This is a genomic window from Rhodanobacter glycinis, from assembly GCF_900114325.1.
Classification (GTDB): Bacteria; Pseudomonadota; Gammaproteobacteria; order Xanthomonadales; family Rhodanobacteraceae; genus Rhodanobacter_A; species Rhodanobacter_A glycinis.
Window position 1 is genome coordinate 74,901 of the sequence record NZ_FOSR01000010.1, and the last position, 17,764, is coordinate 92,664.

Here is a 17,764-nt window from a genome sequence, read left to right on the forward strand (position 1 = left end):
TCCCGCCCACTCGCTCCGATCATGAAGAGTGAGAGCGAAGCGGCGCTTTCTCTCACTTCTCGCTCCTCAATCTTCACTCCCCGCTCTTGCGTGCGGTGAACATCGCTGACTCCAGTTTGAAGTCCAGCGTGGCCGGATCGACGGCGTAGTACTGCTTCACTTCATCCGGGGCATTCGCGAGTAGATGTCGCGCCGCGGCTTCCAGTACCGGCGGCGTGCGCATGCGCGCCAGCCAGCTGTTGACGTCGATGTCCAGTCGCCAATCCTGCTCGTCGGTGAGCTCGAAACCGGCGGTGGTCAGCATGTCGCGCCACTCGGCCCGGCTGTAGTCGCGTACGTGCGAGACGTCGCGCAACACTTCCAGTGATTGCAGGTGGGTGTCGAGCAATGCCGATCCCACGCCTTGCGGACCCACGACATCGATCATGCAAAGCTGGCCGCCCGGCTTGAGTACGCGTGCAATTTCTCGCAGGGCTGTCGCCGGATCGGTCCAGTGGTGGGCGCTGTAGCGGCTGGCGACCAACGCGAAGCTGGCATCGGCGAACGGCAACCGTTCGGCCGGTCCCTGGCGGGTGCGGATCGAGCCCAGCCCTCGCGTGGCGGCCGCCGCGGCGACCACGTCGAGCATGTCCGTGGACAGGTCGTAGGCCACCAGTTCGGTGACATACGGCGCCATGGCGAAGCTGGCGTGACCGGCACCGCAGCCGAGATCGAGGACGGTCGCGCCGGCGGCAAACCGTTCGGCCATGTCGCCGAGCTGCTGCAGGTCCTTGCCTTGCGCATGGACCGTGCTGGTCAGGTAAGCCTGTGCCTGCGCGCCAAACTGCTGCGCGACCGTGCCTTGGTGTTCCATCGTGGGAGGCTCCTCGGGTGGGGAGCGATCAACCTAGCATGGCGGTGGCGGCACGCCTCAACGCCGGAAGAAATGTCATAAGAGCCTGGCCGAGGTTCTTCCGTAGCGAGCGCACCTACCCGCAGCTTCGCCGAAGCCGTGTAGGAGCGCACCCTGTGCGCGAATGCTTTTCGCTCCGGTCAAGCGCCAGAGCATTCGCGCACAGGGTGCGCTCCTACGCCGCCGCCGCCGCCGCCGTTGCCACGCCGCGATCGGGGCGTGCCGGAAAAGCCCGCTCAGTCACCGCCACCCGGCGGACGCTTGCGGTGGGGCTCGGCGTCGACGGTGATGTATTGCGGTTCCTCGCCGTCCAGGCGCAGTGCCGTCAGCTTGCCGCCCCAGACGCAACCGGTGTCGATCGCATGCACGCCCAGACCGGCGAAGCGGCCCAGTGCCGACCAGTGGCCGCAGACGATGCGGGTGTCGCGTCGACGCATGCCGGGCACCTCGAACCACGGATACATGCCGGGCTTTTGCGTGCCCGGTGTGCCCTTGCCCTCGAAGTCGATGCGGCCGTTGACGTCGCAGTAGCGCATGCGGGTGAGCGTGTTGATGGTGGCGCGCAGGCGCTCGATGCCCTGCAGGCGGTTGTTCCACGCGGCGGGGCGGTTGCCGAACAGGTTTTTCAGCAGACGGCCCCGGCGCGGGCTGGACAGCTCGCGCTCCACTTCCAGCGCGCAGCGTTGCGCCTGCTTGAGCGTCCAGATGGGCGCGAGGCCGGCGTGGATCATCGTCCAGCCCAGCGTCTCGTCGTGGTGCAGCAGCTTCTGGCTGCGCAGCCAGTCGAACAGCACTGGCGCGTCCTCGGCGAACAGCACTTCGCGCAGCTCCGGGTTCACCCGGGCTTGTGCGTCGGGCTTGCGTTCGGCGATGGCGAGCAGGCTGAGGTCGTGGTTGCCCAGAGTCACCACGCTGGATTCGCGCAGCTCGTGGATCAGTCGCAAAGTATCCAGCGAGCGGCCGCCACGATTGATCAGGTCGCCGCAGAACCACAGGCGATCGGCTGCGGGGTCGAAGCGCAGCTTTTCCAGCAGGCGCTGCAGTTCCGGGTAGCAGCCCTGGACGTCTCCGATCGCGTAGGTGGCCATGTCAGTCCGCTTCCGTCAGTGCAGCGTGCGCGGGATGGACAAGGTGAATTCCGGAATCGGTGCCTCGAAGCGGGTGCCGTCGTCGGCCAGCATCTGGTAGCTGCCGCCCATGATGCCGACCGGGGTTTCCAGCACCGCGCCGGAGGTGTATTCGAAATCGTCGCCGGGACGCATCCACGGCTGTTCGCCGACCACGCCGTCGCCACGCACTTCTTCCACCTTGCCGTTGGCGTCGGTGATCAGCCAATGCCGCGTGAGCAACTGCGCGGGCACGTTGCCGGCGTTGCGCAGGGTGATGGTGTAGGCGAACACGTAGCGGTTGTCGCCGGGGCGCGACTGGTCGGGCACGAAGCGGCTTACGACCTGCACGTCGATCGTGTAGGAAGATTTCTCGGTCATGGCTGGATTGTACGGGTTGCCGATGTGCATGGGCAGCGAATGGAAGCCGCCGGCGCGCATGGCGTTCAGATGGAGGTGTCCACCTTGGCCAGTCGAACGAAGTCGGCTGGCGACAGGGTTTCGGCACGCGCCTTGGGGTCGACGTCGGCGCGGCGGATGGCGTCGGCATCCAGCAGCTGGCGCAAGGCGTTGCCCAGCGTCTTGCGTCGCTGTGCAAAGGCGGCCCTGACCACGGCGTACAGCCGTTCCGGGTCCGCATCATGGCGCTGCTCGGGCGTGAGCGGGATCAGCCGCACCACCGCCGAATCCACCTTCGGCGGCGGCCGGAACGCGCCGGGCGGCACGTTGAACAGCGGTTCGACCCGGCAGGCCAGTTGCAGCATCACCGACAGGCGGCCGTAGACCTTGCTGCCCGGTTCGGCGGCCATGCGATCGACCACTTCCTTCTGCAGCATGAAGTGCATGTCCTGGATCGCGGCCGCGTGCTCGACGCAATGGAACAGGATCGGACTGGAAATGTAATAGGGCAGGTTGCCGGCGATGCGCAGGCGCGGCACCCCATGGCGATGCGCCAGCGCAGTGAAATCCACCTTCAGCACGTCGGCATGGATGATGGCCAGTTCGCCGACGGCTGCGGCGCGCTCCTGCAGCCCCGGGATCAGGTCGGTGTCCAGCTCGATCGCGGTGAGTTTGCCGGCGGCAGCCAGCAGGGGCAGGGTGAGCGCGCCTTCGCCTGGACCGATCTCGACCACGAAGTCGTCGGCGCGTGGCGAGATCGAGCTGACGATGCGTTCGATGTAACGCCGTTCGTGCAGGAAGTGTTGGCCGAAGCTTTTCTTGGGGCGGGCGTTCATGGGGCAAGAGTGAGTGGAGAGGAGTGTGGAGTGAGAGTGGCGAGTGGGTGGCTTCTACTCACTTCTCACTCCTCTTCACTCTCTTCTCGCTCTTGGCCAGGGTCAAGGCGAGCTTGGCGGCGGCAATCAGGCTGGCCGGATCGGCCGTACCACTGCCGGCCAGATCCAGCGCGGTGCCGTGATCGACCGAGGTGCGGATGAAGGGCAGGCCGAGGGTGAGGTTGACGGTGCGGTCGAAGGCCTCGCTCTTCAGTACCGGCAAGGCCTGATCGTGGTACATCGCCAGTACCGCGTCGTAGCGTGTTCGCTGGGCGGGAACGAAGGCGGTGTCGGCAGGCAGCGGGCCAAGCAACTGCATGCCTTCGGCACGCAGCGTGTCCAGCAGCGGGATGACGGTGTCCAGTTCCTCGCGACCGAGATGGCCGCCTTCGCCGGCATGCGGATTGAGGCCGAGTACGGCGATGCGCGGGTCGGCCAGCCCGAATTTCGTGCGCAGTTCGCCGTGCACGATGCGCAGCACGCGTTCCAGCGTGGCGCGGGTGATCGCGGCCGGCACCGCGGCCAGCGGCAGGTGGGTGGTGGCCAGTGCCACGCGCAGCTCGGGACTGGCCAGCATCATCACCACGTCGGCGTGGGCGCGTTCGGCGAAGAATTCGGTGTGGCCGCTGAAGCGGATGCCGGCCTCGTTGATCGAGGCCTTCTGCAACGGTGCGGTAACCACGGCGGCGTAGCGTCCCTGCATGCAGCCGTCGGCGGCCTCGGCGAGGGTGGCGAGCACGTGCCGGGCGTTGCGCGGGTCGGGTTGGCCCGGGACTTCGGGAACACCCAATGGCACGTGATGGACACGCAATGTGCCGGGCGGGCGCACTGCGATATCGCTGCCGTCGTCGTCGCGCAGCTCGATGGCCGCGCCGCAACGCGAGGCGGCGCGTTCGAGCAACTCCCGGTCGGTGACCGCAACGAGATTGGCCGCCACTTCGCTGGCGGCCAATCGGATCAGCAGTTCGGGGCCGACACCCGCGGGCTCGCCCGCGGTGACGGCGAGCCGGGGCAGCGCCTGCGTGCTCACGACCGCGGTGCGGCTGCCGCCGGGGTCACGAGGACGCCTTGGCGTTGCCTTCGTCGGGCTTGGCCAGTGCGGGGACCAGGATCTTCACGTACGAGCTGGAACGCAGCTGGCGCAGGTAATCGTCGTAGGCCTGCTCGGCCTTGCGGTTGCCGATGGCCTGGCGGGCCTGCTCGCGCGCGGCCTTCTCGGTGACGTCGGTCTGGCGTTCGCCCAGGCGCTTCACCAGATGCCAGCCTTCGGCGGTCTGGAACGGCTTGGAGACCTCGCCGTCCTTGAGCTGCGCGATCTGCTGGCCGATGGCCGAGCCCCAGGCGTTCTGCTGGAACCAGCCCATGTCGCCGCCGTTGTTGGCGGTGGTGTCGTCGTCGGAGTCTTCCTTGGCCAGGGTGGCGAAGGAGGCATGCTTGTTGACGAGGCGGTTGTACAGCGACTGGGCCTTCTGCTCGGCCTGCTGCATGGACACCACGGCGCTGGGCTTGATCAGGATGTGCAGGGCGTGGAATTCGGTGGCGATCTGCTTGGGCGGCTGGCGCTCGCCGACCAGCTTGATGATGTGGAAGCCGGTGGGACCGCGCAGGGCCGGGCTGACGTCGCCGGGCTTCATGTTGGTGATGGTGTCGACGAAGGCCGGCGGGATGGCGTCCATGCGGCGCCAGCCGAGGTCGCCGCCGTCGAGCGCGTCGGAGGCGTCGGAGTAGCGGATGGCGGCGGCATTGAAGTCCATGCCGCCCTTGATCGCGTCCAGCGCGGCCTTGGCCTTGGCCGCGGCAACCTGGATATCGGTGGCGCTGGCACCGCTGGGAATGTTGATGTCGATGTGCGCCAGGTGCACTTCGCCGGCCTTGTAGGTCGGGCTGTTGAGCAGGTTGTCGACTTCGCTGTCGGTGACCGAGACGGAATCGTGCACCACGCTCTGGTGCAGGCGCTGCACCACCAGCTGGTCGTGCAATTGCTGGCGGAACGCGGCGTAGCTCTGCCCGGTCTGCTGCACGGCGGCGCGCAGCTGGTCGGTCGTCATCTTGTTCTGCTGGGCCACGTTGGCCACGGCCTGGTCGACTTCCTGGTCGGAGACCTGGATGCCCTGTTCGTCGGCACGCTGCAATTGCAGCTTCATCAGGATCAGGCGATCAAGCACCTGCCGGCGCAACACGTCGGTGGGCGGCAACTGTTCGGGGTGCTGTGCATATTGCTGCTGCACGGCTTGCACGGCCTGGTCCAACTCGCTTTCCAGGATCACGTTTTCCTCGACGACCGCAACGATGCGGTCGAGCGGTTGCTCCTGGCTGGTGGTGCCCTGTCCGGCTGCGGCCTGCGGCAGCAACTGGGCATGGGCGAGTGGCGGGATCGCAAAGGCGATCGCCAGCAGGAGTAACGCGAAGGTCTGCTTCATCAGTCGGGGGCCTTCAATCGCCAGTGGCGACAGGAGTTTATTGATAGCCAAGAATACCACGGCGCAGGTAGGTCTCGGTCTGGCCGTTGAATGCGCCCATGCCCTTGAATTCCAGCTCGAACATGATCGCGTTGTTGGTTCCCGGGTTCGCGGTGGTCGTGGTGGGAACCAGACCGTCGTAGCCGTTCACGTAGTGACGGCCCAGCAGGCTCAGTTTCACGCAGCAGCTTTCGTACTGGATGCCGGCCATGGCTTCCACCGTGCGCTTGTCCATCACCGAATAGGTCCAGTGACCGAGCAGGCGCCAGCGATCCGAGACGGGATAGACCACGGAAGCGTCGTATTGTTCCAGCAGGCTGCGCCGGAAGCGGTAGGAGAAGTTCAGCACGCCGTCCAGGCCGATGCGGCGCTGCAGTTCCACCGTGCCCATGTCGGTCTGGCGGCTGTGCGGGTTCCACTGGTAGGAGCCGTTCAGGCGCCAGTCGTCGCTGAGCTGGCTGCCCAGTTCCACCACGTAGTCCGAGCCGGCGAAGTCGGTGGCGGTGGTGCCGGTGAGCGGCACCTTTTGCGGGGTGAAGTAGCGGATCTGGCCGAAGCTGAGCGACAACCGCTCTACGCCGCTCTCGTCGAGCAGGCGGGTGGTCACCGCTGCCGTCAGGTTGTTGGCGTTCATCTGGCGATCGGCGCCGGAGTACTGGCTGGGCGAGAACAACTGCCAGTAGTCGAACGACATCAAGGTGGTATCGAACAGCGGCAGGTTGCTCTGGTCGCGGTACGGCGCGTACAGGTAGTACAGGCGCGGTTCCAGCGTCTGCGTGTAGTTGCTGCCGAACAGCGAGGTGTCGCGCTCGAAGATCAGTCCGCTGTCGAGGCTGGCGATGGGCAGCGAACGACTGGGTGTGCGATCGGTGAACGGCGAAGCCTGGCCGGCGGCAAGCGGGCCGTAGAAGCCGTAATTCTGATAACCGTTGCTGAGCTGGTAGGCGGTATAGCGCCAGGCCACCTTCGGGCGCACGAACCACGCGGCGCCCTGGAAATCGGCGCCGATGAACGGGTACAGGTCCAACCGATCGCCTTCGACCACGTCCTGCTTGCGGAACGCCACCGCCTCGCTGCTCAGGCCGGCTTCGAGCCAGCGGTTGAGCGGGATGTCGAGGTTGAACGTGGCACGCGGCCAGCGCTTGTACTGCACCACGCTGTCCGGCAGCGACGGATCGACGTTCTGGTAGTAATCGGCGCCGAATGAGGCGCTCCACCAGTTGCCCGAACCGTTGATGTAGGCATTGGACGCCAGCGTGCCGGTGGAGATGGTGTACAGGTCGCTGCCGAAGTCGCGCAGGTAGTTGCGGTCCGACGCGCGGTTGATGCTGGTGCCGAACGACCAGCCCGGCCACAACGCGGTGCTGTCGGTGTATTTCATCAGCCAGCGATCACGGCCCAGGGTGTCCGTGGCGGTGGGCGACAGCGTGGTGTCGTCGAAGCGGTCCTTGGCCAGGTACTCGAAGTCGAGCTGGCCACTCGTTCCCGGGAACAGGTAGCGTGCCTGGCCGGCCAGCATCGGGCCGCGCAGCGAGTACAGGCGCGGCTCCAGCGTGGCGTCGTAGTTCGGCGCCAGGTTCAGGTAGTACGGAATGCTGAACGTGTAGCCGCCACGCGTGGTGTGGCTGAAGGTCGGATACAGGAAACCGCTCATGCGCCGGTTGTCGACGGGAAAGCTCATGTAGGGCAGATACAGGAATGGCACGTGCCCCAGTCGCATGGTGGCGTCGCGCGCCACGCCACGGCCGGTTTCCTTGTTGATGGTGAGTTTCTTGGCGCGGATTTCCCACAGGTGGTGGCCGATGTCGCAGGTGGAATAGGCCACCCGGTGGTAGCGGCTGTGCTGGGCGTCCAGCATGTGCGCCTGATCCGCCGTGCCGTTGCCGTGCGACAGCAGCATCTGGAAGCGCAGGTTGCCGTCGGCGATGCCACGGTTGGCGTTGGTGTTGCCCTGCATGTGGTCGGCGGACAGCAGCTCGCCGGCTTCCTGGTAGCGCACGTCGCCGCGGGCGTCGTAATCGGTGGTCTCGTCGTTGTAGTCGATGCGGTCGGCCTGCACCTGCTGGTCGGCGCGATCCATCTTCACCCGGCCGGAGAGGTGGTAGACGGTCTGGTTCGAGCTGTCCACATGCTCGGCCTGGACGTAGGTCTTCGCGGTCGGGCGCAGGTCGGTGTTCTGCGGCAGGCTGGGGTCGTAGAATTCCAGCATTGCATTGGGGCGGCACAACGCGAAGTTGTCCGGCCGCGGCGGGCAGATGAAGGTGCCCAGCGGGCAGACGGTCTCGGTGCCGTCAAGCGTGGACTTGGGGTGTTTCAGGCCCTTTCCGCCACTGGCATCGGCTTGGGCACTGATCAGGGCCATGGCGGCGGCAACCGCCAGCAGGCGACGGGGAGGCAGTTGGCGTAGCGTGCGCGTCACGATGGCAATCTGTCGACGGGAAGACGCAGTAAGCTAACAGAAAGGGCCTGCCTGCGGCAGGCGCGCGCTATCTGTTTCGTGTGGGGACGAGGCATGAATACGACTTCCAATCCGCTTCCGAATCCCGTTCCGGTACACAAGACCGACTCGCAATGGCAGGTCGATCTGACGCCAGAACAGTACGCCGTGTGTCGCTGTTCGGCTACCGAACCACCGTTCAGCGGGCGCTGGTATCGCCACCGCGAGGCGGGTATCTACGTCTGCGTGGCGTGCCGGGCAAAGCTGTTCGCCTCCGAGGCCAAATTCGATTCCGGCTCGGGCTGGCCGAGTTTCTTCCGGCCGATGGCGCCCTCGGCAGTGAGCCTGCGCCGGGATGAAAGCCAGGGTCGGCATCGGGTGGAGCTGCGCTGCGCCAATTGTGATTCGCACCTGGGGCACATGTTCAGCGACGGTCCGCGGCCGACCGGCCTGCGCTACTGCGTCAATTCCGTGGCGCTGGATTTCCTGCCGCTTTAGGGATGGCCTGATCAATCTGCTTTTCCCGTCATTCCTTCGGCTGTTGAGAGCCGCTGGGATGACGGGCAAAATCAGAACATCCTCAGGTCGCGAAGGTCAAAGCCGGCTTTGACCGAATCGGCTTGCCACCCGATCCCGGGCCGGCGGCATCATTCCATCAGCTCTTCGACATGCGCGGCGGCGCTGGCCGCCAGTGCCGTCGGCGCGTAGCCGCCTTCCAGCGTCGAGACGAGCCGTCCGCCGGCATGCGCGCGGGCAAGTTCGACCAGCTTCGCGGTGATCCAGGCGTAGTCTTCGCTGCCCAGTTGCAGCCCGGCCAGTGGATCGTCGCGATGGGCGTCGAAACCGGCCGAAACCAGCACCAGCTGCGGTTTGAACGCGTGCAATCGCGGCAGCAGCAGGCCGTCCCACAATTCGCGGAAGGCCCACGAACCGTCGCCGGCCGACAGGCAGCCATTGACGATATTGCCGACGCCACGCTCGTCTTCGCGGCCGGTATTGGGGTACAGCGGCGACTCGTGGCTGGAAGCGAACAGCACGCGCGGTTCGCGTTCGAAGATGGCCTGCGTGCCATTGCCGTGGTGCACGTCGAAATCGGCGATCGCCACGCGCTTGAGGCCGTGGGCCGCCAGCGCGTGGGCCGCCGCCACGGCCACGTTGTTGAACAGGCAGAAGCCCATCGCATGGTCGGGTGTGGCGTGGTGGCCAGGGGGGCGAACGGCGCAGAACGCATGGCGACATTCGCCGCCGATCACCGCGTCCACCGCAGCCACCATCGCACCGGCCGCACGCAGCGCCGCCTCGGCCGAGCCGGGCGACATCAGGGTGTCCTCGTCCAGCTGCAGCAGCCCCTCGGAAGGAGCCGCGTCCAGGATGCGCTCGACGTGACCGGCCCGATGCACGCGCAACAGCTGCTCGCGCGTGGCGCGCGGGGCTTCGATGCGATCCAGCGCGGCGAAGCGGTCGTGATCCAGTGCGTGCAGCACCGCCGCGAGCCGTGCCGGCGATTCGGGATGGCCGGGGCCGGTATCGTGCTGCAGGCAGGATGGATGGGTATAGAGCCGCAGCATGCGGTTACCGGTCAGGCCGTCGGCTTGCGCCGGCGCTCGTGCTGCCACAGCACCTCGCCGTGGCCATCGGCCCGGGCCAGTACGCGGCACAACACGAACAGCAGGTCGGACAGGCGGTTGAGATAGCGCTGCGGTTGCGGCCGCACGTCTTCCTCGCGCGCCAGCGCCGTCACTTCACGCTCGGCGCGGCGACAGACGGTGCGCGCCAGGTGGCAGCACGATGCGGCCATGCCGCCACCGGGCAGGATGAATTCCTTCAGCGATGGCAGTGGCTCGTTGAAGCCGTCCAGCACGGTTTCCAGGCGCGTGATGTCGGCGTCGTCGATCATCGCCATGCCCGGGATGCACAGCTCGCCGCCGAGGTCGAACAGCTCGTGCTGGATCTGGGTCAGCGCTTCGCGCACGGCAGCGTCCACGCCATTGCAGGCCAGCACCATGCCGATCGTGCTGTTGAGCTCGTCGACGGTGCCGTAGGCGCTGACGCGCAGCGAATCCTTGGCTACCCGCGAGCCGTCGCCGAGGCCGGTGCTGCCGTCGTCGCCGGTGCGCGTGTAGATTTTCGAAAGGCGGTTGCCCACGTCAGTGCTGCGTGTGGCCGGTGTGCTGCAGCGTGCGCGACAGCTGGGTCACCAGCACGTGCAGCACGGCCCCCAGGCCCACGTACAACGCGGTGACTTCGAGGAACGGCAGGTACCAGTCGCCCAGGTTGACGAACCATGCGCCGAAGCTGCGCGGCGCCGGCACGTTGGCGCTGATCCAGTAGAAGCTGCCGTTGGAAATCAGGTAGCACACGGCCTCGCTGACCAGCAGCGCCAGCACGGCCAGGCCGAGCGTGGGCATGCGCAGGCCAAGCTGGTGCCGGGCCAGCCAGCTGCCGCCCAGCCACAGCGCGCCGTAGGCGGCAATCAGGAACCAGTAGGCCGGCGACACGCAGTATTGGCTCCAGAAGTTCATGCCTTGCTGCGTGATCACCACGAAATCGACCAGCACGGCTTCGGCCATCAGCAGCGGGAAAGCCCAGCGTGCCGAGCCGCGCAGCCAGAAACCGGCGAGGAAGAATATGGCCCACGACGCATCGGGCAGCACGTCGAAGTGATGGATGCGGGTGACCGCCATCGCCAGGGCCAGGGCGATGAAAATACTCACGCGTTGGATGTACGGCTTGTCCATGGCAGGGCTCCGTGGGAATGCATGCGGGGAATCAGGCACCCAGTTTAGCCCAATGCGCCGTCGTCGATGCAGCCGCCGTGCGCTCGCGCGTATCATCGACGGCATGAGTCCCGAGCAAACCTCCACTTCCCGAACCGGTGTGCTGATCGTCGGTGGCGGCCTGGTTGGCGCCAGTCTGGCCATTGCGCTGGATGCCGCCGGCATCGCCGCCACCCTGGTCGAGGCGGCCGCCCCGCGCGCCGGTGCCCAGCCGAGCTACGACGAACGCAACCTGGCGCTGGCGCGCGCCACGGTCAATGGCCTGGACGCCATCGGCGTGTGGACGCACGCCGCGGCGAATGCCACGCCGATCCGGCATATCCGGGTCAGCCGCGCGGGCGAATTCGGCAGCGCGCGCATCGACGCGGCGAAGCAGGGCGTCGATGCCCTGGGCTGGACGCTGCCAGCGCGTGAACTGGGCGAAGCCTTGTTGCGCCGGCTGGATGCCTGCACCCGGCTGACCCGGCTGGCGCCGGCGACACTGGAGGCGCTGGAATCGCACCCGGCCGGCTGGCGCGCGCGTATCCGCACCGCCGACGGCGAGCGCACGGTCGATGCGGCGCTGCTGGTCGGCGCCGACGGCACCGAATCCTTCGTGCGCAGCCAGCTCGGCATCGACGCCGAGCGGCTCGATTACGAGCAGACCTTGTTTGTCGCCGCCGTCACTCCCGAGCACGATCACGCGAACCGCGCCTTCGAGCGCTTCTCCGACGCGGGCCCGGTGGCGCTGTTGCCGCTGGCCGAACGTCGCTGCGGACTGGTGCTTACCGTGCCGGGCGAGCAGGCGGAAGCGGTGGCGGCGCTGGGCGATGACGACTTCATCGCGCTGGCGCAGCAACGTTTCGGCTGGAAGCTGGGCCGGCTGACGCGCCCGGGCAAGCGACACCCCTACGCGATCCGCCGCGTGGTCGCACGGCAGTTGATCGGCCCGCGCGCGGTGCTGGTCGGCAACGCCGCGCAGACCGTCCACCCGATCGGTGCGCAAGGTTTCAACCTCGGCTTGCGCGATGCGCTGACCTTGTCGGAACTGGTTGCTGCGGCGGAAGATCCCGGCGCGGCTGACCTGCTGCAACGCTATGCCGCGCGTCGTGCACCGGACCGCGAAGGCACCATGGCGATGAGCCACGGACTGGTGCGGCTGGCCTGCCTGGAACAGCCGTTGCTGGCGCCGCTGCGCTCGCTGGCGCTGCTGGCCTACGACCGCGTGTCGCCGCTGCAACACCTGCTGGCACGACACGGCATGGGCTTCCGTGGCGAGCCGCCGCACGCCGTGCTGGAGCGCCTGCCATGAACACGCTTCCCGAACGTCGCCGCGCGCCGGCACTGGATATCGCCGTGGTCGGTGGCGGCATGGTCGGCGCCGCTGCTGCGCTGGCGTTGGCGAAGGCCGGCTTTTCCACCGCCTTGCTGGAAGCGCGCGAGCCGACACCATGGCGCGCGGGCGACGAAGTCGATTTGCGCGTGGTCGGGCTCGCGCCGTCGTCCATCGAGTTGCTGGATGGCTTGGGCGTCTGGACGTCCATTCGTGATGCGCGATCCAGTCCTTATGCGCACATGCATGTATGGGACAGCGAAAGCGGCGCCGCCATCGACTTTTCTGCCGCGGACGATGGGCGCGACCTGCTCGGCCATATCGTCGAGAACAATCTGGTGCAGTGGACGCTGTGGCAGGCGCTGGAGGCGGCCGGCGGCCGCTCCGGCACAGCCACGGGCGGCGTCCGTCGCCTGTGCCCGGCCGAGGTGCGGGGTTTCGAGGCGCGGGAGGATCGCGTGGTGCTGGAACTGGCTGATGGCGAAAGTCTGGCCGCGCGTCTGCTGGTGGCCGCTGACGGCGCCGCTTCGCCATTGCGCGACATGGCCGGCATCGCTACCCGTGGTCGCGACTACGCGCAACGTGCAGTGGTGGCGCATGTCGTCACCGAGCGGCCGCATGAAGCCACCGCATGGCAGCGCTTCCTGCCCACGGGGCCGTTGGCGCTGCTGCCGCTGGCTGACGGTCGCAGCTCGGTGGTGTGGTCGCTGCCCGAGGACGAAGCGCAACGCGTGTTGGCGCTGGACGACGCGGCCTTCATGGATGCGCTCGGCATCGCCAGCGATTTCCGCTTGGGTCGTGTGCTGGGCACCACGCGGCGCGCGGCGTTCCCGCTCAAGTTGCAGTTGGCCGAAACCTACCAGTCCGATCGCTTCGTGCTGCTCGGTGATGCCGCGCATGCGGTCCATCCCCTGGCCGGGCAGGGTGTGAACCTGGGGCTGCGCGATGTCGCCGAATTGCGCGATACGCTGCGTGCCGCACGCGATGCCGGGCGTGACATCGGTGCCGAACATGTATTGCGTCGCTACGCACGTCGCCGCCGTAGCGCCGATACGCTCGATGCGCGCGGTTTCGACGCGCTGGCACGCATCTACGCCTGGCAGTCGCCGCCGTTGATTGCGGCGCGTGGCCTGGGCGTACGCCTGCTCGATCGACTGGCGCCGCTGAAGCGTCGTATCGCCGCGCACGCCGCCGGGCTGTGAGCTTTTCGCCTCCTCCTGCAAGGCAGGGGGAGGCTGGGAGGGGGTAAAGCTTTTCGCGTTCTCCGAGAAGCCCCCTCCCCAACTCTCCCCTGCGTCGCAGGGGAGGGAGCAAACCAACCTGGCCGGAGGATTCGTCATGCGTCTCGCCCGTTGCTGCAGCGTGCTGTTGCTTTCCGTGCTCGCCTTCGCCGCGCAGGCGAAGATGGTTCATCGCACCGTGGACTGGACGCTGGGAAGTACGCATTTTCACAGCGTGCTGGTCTATGACGACGCGATCGCCGCGAAACGTCCGGGTCTGGTGATGGTGCCGAACTGGTTCGGCGTGAATGCGGCGGCGGTAAAGAAAGCCGAGATGATCGCCGGCAAGCGCTACGTGATCCTGCTCACCGACATGTACGGTGCCGGTGTGCGCCCGACGAATACCGATCAGGCGCAGGCGGCGGTGAAGCCGCTGTATGCGGATCGTTCGCTGATGCGCAAACGGGTCAACGAGGCGCTGGCGCAGCTGCGGGCGCAGGCGGCTTCGGCGCCGATCGATACCTCGAAACTCGCCGCCATCGGCTTCTGCTTTGGCGGCGCAGCCGTGCTGGATCTGGCACGCAGCGGAGCGGACGTCGCCGCGGTGGTGTCGTTCCACGGTGACCTCTCCGGCGGTGACCCGGCGCAGGCGAAACACATCAAGGCGCGCGTGCTGGCGATGAACGGCGCCGACGACACCTGGACGATGCCGGCCGCGGACAAGTTTCTCGACGAGATGCGCCAAAGTCCCGCCGACTGGCAGTTCGTGGTGCTCGGCCACGCCGTGCATTGTTTTACCGAAGTGGGCGAGAACGAACCGGGCTGCAAGTACGACGCCAAGGCCGCGGCGCGCAGTTATCGCTTGATGCACCAGTGGCTGAAGTCGGCGTTTGCCGGCAGTCCATAGGGCACCTCGAATAACCGTTTTTGTAGGAGCGCACCCTGTGCGCGAATGCTCGGGCGTCTGACCGAGGCCAAGAGCATTCGCGCACAGGGTGCGCTCCTACAAGGCTTTCGGGGCACCCCTCCAAACCTTCATCGGGGGAGCGGGGTTTCGAGGTTCCCGAAAACCCGCCGCAGGCGAGCAGCTTCGCGATAGCGTTGAAAGCTCCAGCAAGGAACCTCAGGACGTGCGCTGCACCGAATAATCAGCCAGCGCAGCCAGAGCATCACGATGCGTGGAAGCGGGCAGGCTGGCCAGGGCCTCGCATGCAGCCTTGGCATGCGCCACGGCGCGTTCGCGGGTGCGTTCCAGCGCGCCGGAGTCGCGGATGGCGGCGATGATGTGATCCAGTGAATCCAGGCCGCCGTGTTCGATCGCGTGGCGCAGCGATTGCACCTGCTTGGCGTCGGCGGTTTCCAGCGCGTAGATCAGCGGCAGCGTGGGTTTGCCTTCGGCCAGGTCGTCGCCGATGTTCTTGCCCAGGGTGCCGGCGTCGCTGACGTAATCCAGCAGGTCGTCGGCGATCTGGAAGGCGTAGCCCAGTTCCATGCCGTAGCGGCGCAGGGCGGCCACCTGGTCCGTCGGCAAGCCGCCGAGCAGACCGCCCAGTTCGGTGGCAGCGGCGAACAGCACCGCAGTCTTGCGCTCGATCACCGCCAGGTATGCGGTCTCGTTCACGTCGGCGTTGCCGATGTTGAGCAACTGCAGCACCTCGCCCTCGGCGATGGTGTTGGTGGTGTCGGCGAGGATGCGCATGATGCGCATGTCGTTCAGTTCCACCATCAGCTGGAACGAGCGCGAGTAGAGGAAGTCGCCGACCAGCACGCTGGCGGCGTTGCCCCACAGTGCGTTGGCGGTCTTGCGGCCGCGGCGCAGGTCCGATTCGTCGACCACGTCGTCGTGCAGCAGGGTGGATGTGTGGATGAACTCGATGACCGCGGCCAGCTTGATGTGCTGCTCGCCCGTGTAACCCGCGGCGCCGGCCGCCAGCACGTGCAGCATCGGGCGCAGCCGCTTGCCGCCACCGGCGATGATGTGGTCGGCGATCTGGTTGATCAGCACCACATCGGAGGACAGCCGCTGGCGAATCAGCGCATCGACGTCGCGCATGTCGGCGGCGGCGAGTTCGCGTACGTCGGCGAAGTCGCGCATTGATCCGGGAACGTGTTCGGCGGACGAGCTCATGGACGGCCTGCAAGGAGTTGAAGCGCGATTATAGGGGGTTCAGCCTTGGCTGTATGCGGCCTGACGGAGCCACGATGCGAACAATGTCGCGGTCTGCGGGCCTCGTGGCGTTGTGTCACATAGGGACGATCGGGGCACATGCCTATAATCGGACTTCCAAGCCATCGCCGGACACCCGCCCACGTGAGCAAGCTCAGCAAGCGCGAACTGAACACCTCCCTTGCCTTGTCCAGCGTCGTCGGGCTGCGCATGTTCGGGTTGTTCCTGATCATGCCGGTGTTCACGGCTTACGCGCTGCACATACCGGGGGCGACCCCGCTGCTGGTGGGCCTGGCGATCGGCATCTACGGTTTTGCGCAGGCGCTGCTGCAGGTGCCGGTGGGGCTGATCTCCGATCGCATCGGTCGCCATCTGACGATTACCGTGGGCCTGCTGGTCTTCGTCGTCGGCAGTGTGGTGGCGGCCATGGCGCATGGCATCAACGGCATCATCGTCGGACGCGTGCTGCAAGGCATGGGCGCGGTGTCCGGTGCCAGCCAGGCGCTGGCGGCCGACCATTCGCGCGACGACAACCGCAGCAAGGTGATGGGCATCATCGGTGTCAGCATCGGGCTGGCCTTCATCCTGGCGATCATCCTCAGCGCACCGTTGGCGGCCATCGCCGGACTGCCGGGTCTGTTCGGGCTGACCGCCGTGCTGGCACTGGGCGCCATCGTGTTGCTGTGGATCGTGGTGCCGCGGCCCGAACAGCGCCGCGCACCGGCGGCGGCTCACGGCGGGGAAGTGCTGCGCATGCTGGTGAAGCCGCAGTTGCTGGTGCTCAACGCCTCGATATTCATGATGCACACCATGCTCACCGCCGCTTTCGTGGCGTTGCCGTTGATGCTGGCGCGCAACACCGGCATCACGCTGGATCGCCAGTGGGAGTTGTACCTGCCGGTGATGCTGATCTCCGCGGTGGTGATGGGCGGCGTGCTGCGCCGGGTGACTTCGGTGGCCGGCAGCATGCGCCTGATCCTGCTGTGCGCACTGGGCCTGGGGCTGGCCCTGGTCGGCTTCAGCGCCGCCGGGCACGGCCATGTCCTGCTGTGGGTGGCGGCAATCGTGTTCTTCAGTGCCTTCAATCTGCTCGAAGCCAGCCTGCCCAGCCTGGTGTCGCGACTGGCACCGCAGCACATGCGTGGCGCAGCGTTGGGCGCCTATGCCACCAGCCAGTTCCTCGGTGCCGGCATCGGCGGCGTGATGGGCGGCGTGGTGCTGCAGCACCTGGGTCTGTCCGCGGTGTTTGCCGTGGCCGCCGTGCTGCTGGTGATCTGGCTGCCGCTACTGTGGTGGGGTCGCTGCCGCGTCATCGCCGCCGGCACCCCGGTAGCCGCCTGAAACACCCGTCCATCCGGCAGGAGCGCACCCTGTGCGCGAATGCTCTTGGCTTCGGTCAAACGCCAGAGCGCTCGCGCACAGGGTGCGCTCCTACCGAGGAAAGGCCGGGTTGCGGGTGATGGTGGACAATTCCGCGGGCCTCTTCGGTCGGCATTTGCCTACACCGCCCCAAGGCATGGTCCGTGCGCCCCGATACCCGGGGCCGTGCTAGCATCCACCTCCGTATTTCTGGCATTTCACGAAGGGCGATTCCATGGCACGTGGCATCAACAAGGTCATCCTCGTCGGCAACCTCGGCGCCGACCCCGAAACCCGCTACAGCGCCGGCGGCACCGCTATCACCAGCCTGCGCATCGCGACCTCCGAGTCGTGGATGGACAAGCAGAGCGGCGAGCGCCAGGAGCGCACCGAGTGGCACCGGGTGAAACTGTTCGGCAAGCTGGCCGAGATCGCCGGCGAATACCTGAAGAAGGGCCGCCAGGTCTATATCGAAGGCTCGCTGCGCACCGACAAGTACACCGACAAGGACGGCGTGGAAAAGTACTCCACCGACATCGTGGCCAACGAGATGCAGATGCTCGGTGGTGGCGGCGGCGAAGGCGGTGGTAGCGGCGGTTTCCAGCGTGAACGTCCGCAGGGCGGCGCTTCGCGCCAGGGTAGCGGTGGCGGCAACTATGGCGGCGGTGCCCCGCAGCGCCAGTCAGCCCCGTCTCCGGCCGACAACGGCGGCTTCGAGGACGACGACATTCCGTTCTGAGACACACCTAACAGATACCGTT

At 66.9% G+C, this 17,764-nt stretch carries 17 protein-coding genes; 6 read left to right on the plus strand and 11 right to left on the minus strand.

Annotated features, from left to right (window positions below; genetic code table 11):
- Positions 1 to 73 precede the first annotated feature (73 nt).
- From BMY90_RS11870 to BMY90_RS11900, 7 genes are all read right to left on the minus strand, one after another.
- Positions 74 to 853 (minus strand): class I SAM-dependent methyltransferase, encoded by a 780-nt coding sequence (locus BMY90_RS11870; protein ID WP_092704164.1) that lies wholly within the window; start codon positions 851 to 853, stop codon positions 74 to 76.
- A 275-nt stretch (positions 854 to 1,128) separates the two neighbouring features.
- Positions 1,129 to 1,980 carry a symmetrical bis(5'-nucleosyl)-tetraphosphatase gene (locus BMY90_RS11875; RefSeq protein WP_008208825.1) on the minus strand — a complete coding sequence of 284 codons (852 nt, stop codon included), beginning with the start codon at positions 1,978 to 1,980 and terminating at the stop codon, positions 1,129 to 1,131.
- A gap of 15 nt (positions 1,981 to 1,995) precedes the next feature.
- Entirely contained in the window at positions 1,996 to 2,379 is a 384-nt protein-coding gene (apaG, locus tag BMY90_RS11880; protein ID WP_037098583.1) for a Co2+/Mg2+ efflux protein ApaG, read from the minus strand.
- A 65-nt stretch (positions 2,380 to 2,444) separates the two neighbouring features.
- Positions 2,445 to 3,233, minus strand: coding sequence for a 16S rRNA (adenine(1518)-N(6)/adenine(1519)-N(6))-dimethyltransferase RsmA (gene rsmA / locus BMY90_RS11885; RefSeq protein ID WP_092704166.1), 789 nt, complete (start codon positions 3,231 to 3,233; stop codon positions 2,445 to 2,447).
- Between the two features lie 58 nt (positions 3,234 to 3,291).
- On the minus strand, positions 3,292 to 4,302 hold the full coding sequence (pdxA, locus tag BMY90_RS11890; protein ID WP_175481560.1) for a 4-hydroxythreonine-4-phosphate dehydrogenase PdxA: 1,011 nt from the start codon (positions 4,300 to 4,302) through the stop codon (positions 3,292 to 3,294).
- A gap of 25 nt (positions 4,303 to 4,327) precedes the next feature.
- Positions 4,328 to 5,692, minus strand: a complete 1,365-nt coding sequence (locus tag BMY90_RS11895) for a peptidylprolyl isomerase (RefSeq protein WP_008216129.1) — start codon at positions 5,690 to 5,692, stop codon at positions 4,328 to 4,330.
- Positions 5,693 to 5,729: 37 nt separating this feature from the next.
- On the minus strand, positions 5,730 to 8,150 hold the full coding sequence (locus BMY90_RS11900) for an LPS-assembly protein LptD (protein ID WP_342741513.1): 2,421 nt from the start codon (positions 8,148 to 8,150) through the stop codon (positions 5,730 to 5,732).
- 93 nt (positions 8,151 to 8,243) lie between these two features.
- Between BMY90_RS11900 and msrB the strand changes: the two genes are divergently transcribed.
- Positions 8,244 to 8,666, plus strand: a complete 423-nt coding sequence (gene msrB / locus BMY90_RS11905; protein ID WP_008216134.1) for a peptide-methionine (R)-S-oxide reductase MsrB — start codon at positions 8,244 to 8,246, stop codon at positions 8,664 to 8,666.
- Positions 8,667 to 8,815: 149 nt separating this feature from the next.
- Here msrB and BMY90_RS11910 read toward each other — a convergent pair whose 3' ends face one another.
- From BMY90_RS11910 to BMY90_RS11920, 3 genes are read right to left on the minus strand one after another with little or no spacing between them, the layout of a single operon-like run.
- Complete coding sequence (locus BMY90_RS11910) at positions 8,816 to 9,736, minus strand: histone deacetylase family protein (protein ID WP_092704282.1); 921 nt, start codon at positions 9,734 to 9,736, stop codon at positions 8,816 to 8,818.
- A gap of 11 nt (positions 9,737 to 9,747) precedes the next feature.
- The gene (locus tag BMY90_RS11915; RefSeq protein ID WP_008216138.1) at positions 9,748 to 10,314 is read right to left on the minus strand and encodes a cob(I)yrinic acid a,c-diamide adenosyltransferase; all 567 of its coding nucleotides are present in this window, start codon (positions 10,312 to 10,314) and stop codon (positions 9,748 to 9,750) included.
- Between the two features lies 1 nt (position 10,315).
- Complete coding sequence (locus BMY90_RS11920) at positions 10,316 to 10,906, minus strand: hypothetical protein (RefSeq protein ID WP_008216140.1); 591 nt, start codon at positions 10,904 to 10,906, stop codon at positions 10,316 to 10,318.
- 103 nt (positions 10,907 to 11,009) lie between these two features.
- Between BMY90_RS11920 and ubiH the strand changes: the two genes are divergently transcribed.
- The 3 genes from ubiH to BMY90_RS11935 all read left to right on the plus strand — a co-directional run bounded on the left by ubiH (position 11,010) and on the right by BMY90_RS11935 (position 14,384).
- Positions 11,010 to 12,236 (plus strand): 2-octaprenyl-6-methoxyphenyl hydroxylase, encoded by a 1,227-nt coding sequence (gene ubiH / locus BMY90_RS11925; protein ID WP_092704284.1) that lies wholly within the window; start codon positions 11,010 to 11,012, stop codon positions 12,234 to 12,236.
- A complete protein-coding gene (locus BMY90_RS11930) occupies positions 12,233 to 13,459 on the plus strand; it encodes a UbiH/UbiF/VisC/COQ6 family ubiquinone biosynthesis hydroxylase (RefSeq protein WP_092704170.1) in 1,227 nt (408 codons plus the stop codon). The genes ubiH and BMY90_RS11930 overlap by 4 nt, the downstream gene beginning before the upstream one ends.
- Before the next feature lie 136 nt (positions 13,460 to 13,595).
- Complete coding sequence (locus BMY90_RS11935; protein WP_092704172.1) at positions 13,596 to 14,384, plus strand: dienelactone hydrolase family protein; 789 nt, start codon at positions 13,596 to 13,598, stop codon at positions 14,382 to 14,384.
- 216 nt (positions 14,385 to 14,600) lie between these two features.
- Here the strand turns inward: BMY90_RS11935 and BMY90_RS11940 are convergent, their stop codons facing one another.
- Entirely contained in the window at positions 14,601 to 15,605 is a 1,005-nt protein-coding gene (locus BMY90_RS11940; protein WP_425438659.1) for a polyprenyl synthetase family protein, read from the minus strand.
- A 183-nt stretch (positions 15,606 to 15,788) separates the two neighbouring features.
- On the opposite strand from BMY90_RS11940, the gene BMY90_RS11945 reads away from it, so the two are divergent.
- Positions 15,789 to 16,985 carry an MFS transporter gene (locus BMY90_RS11945; RefSeq protein ID WP_092704177.1) on the plus strand — a complete coding sequence of 399 codons (1,197 nt, stop codon included), beginning with the start codon at positions 15,789 to 15,791 and terminating at the stop codon, positions 16,983 to 16,985.
- Between the two features lie 253 nt (positions 16,986 to 17,238).
- Positions 17,239 to 17,742: a single-stranded DNA-binding protein gene (gene ssb, locus BMY90_RS11950; protein WP_092704179.1), complete on the plus strand. Its 504-nt coding sequence runs from the start codon at positions 17,239 to 17,241 to the stop codon at positions 17,740 to 17,742.
- The last annotated feature ends 22 nt before the right edge of the window (positions 17,743 to 17,764 follow it).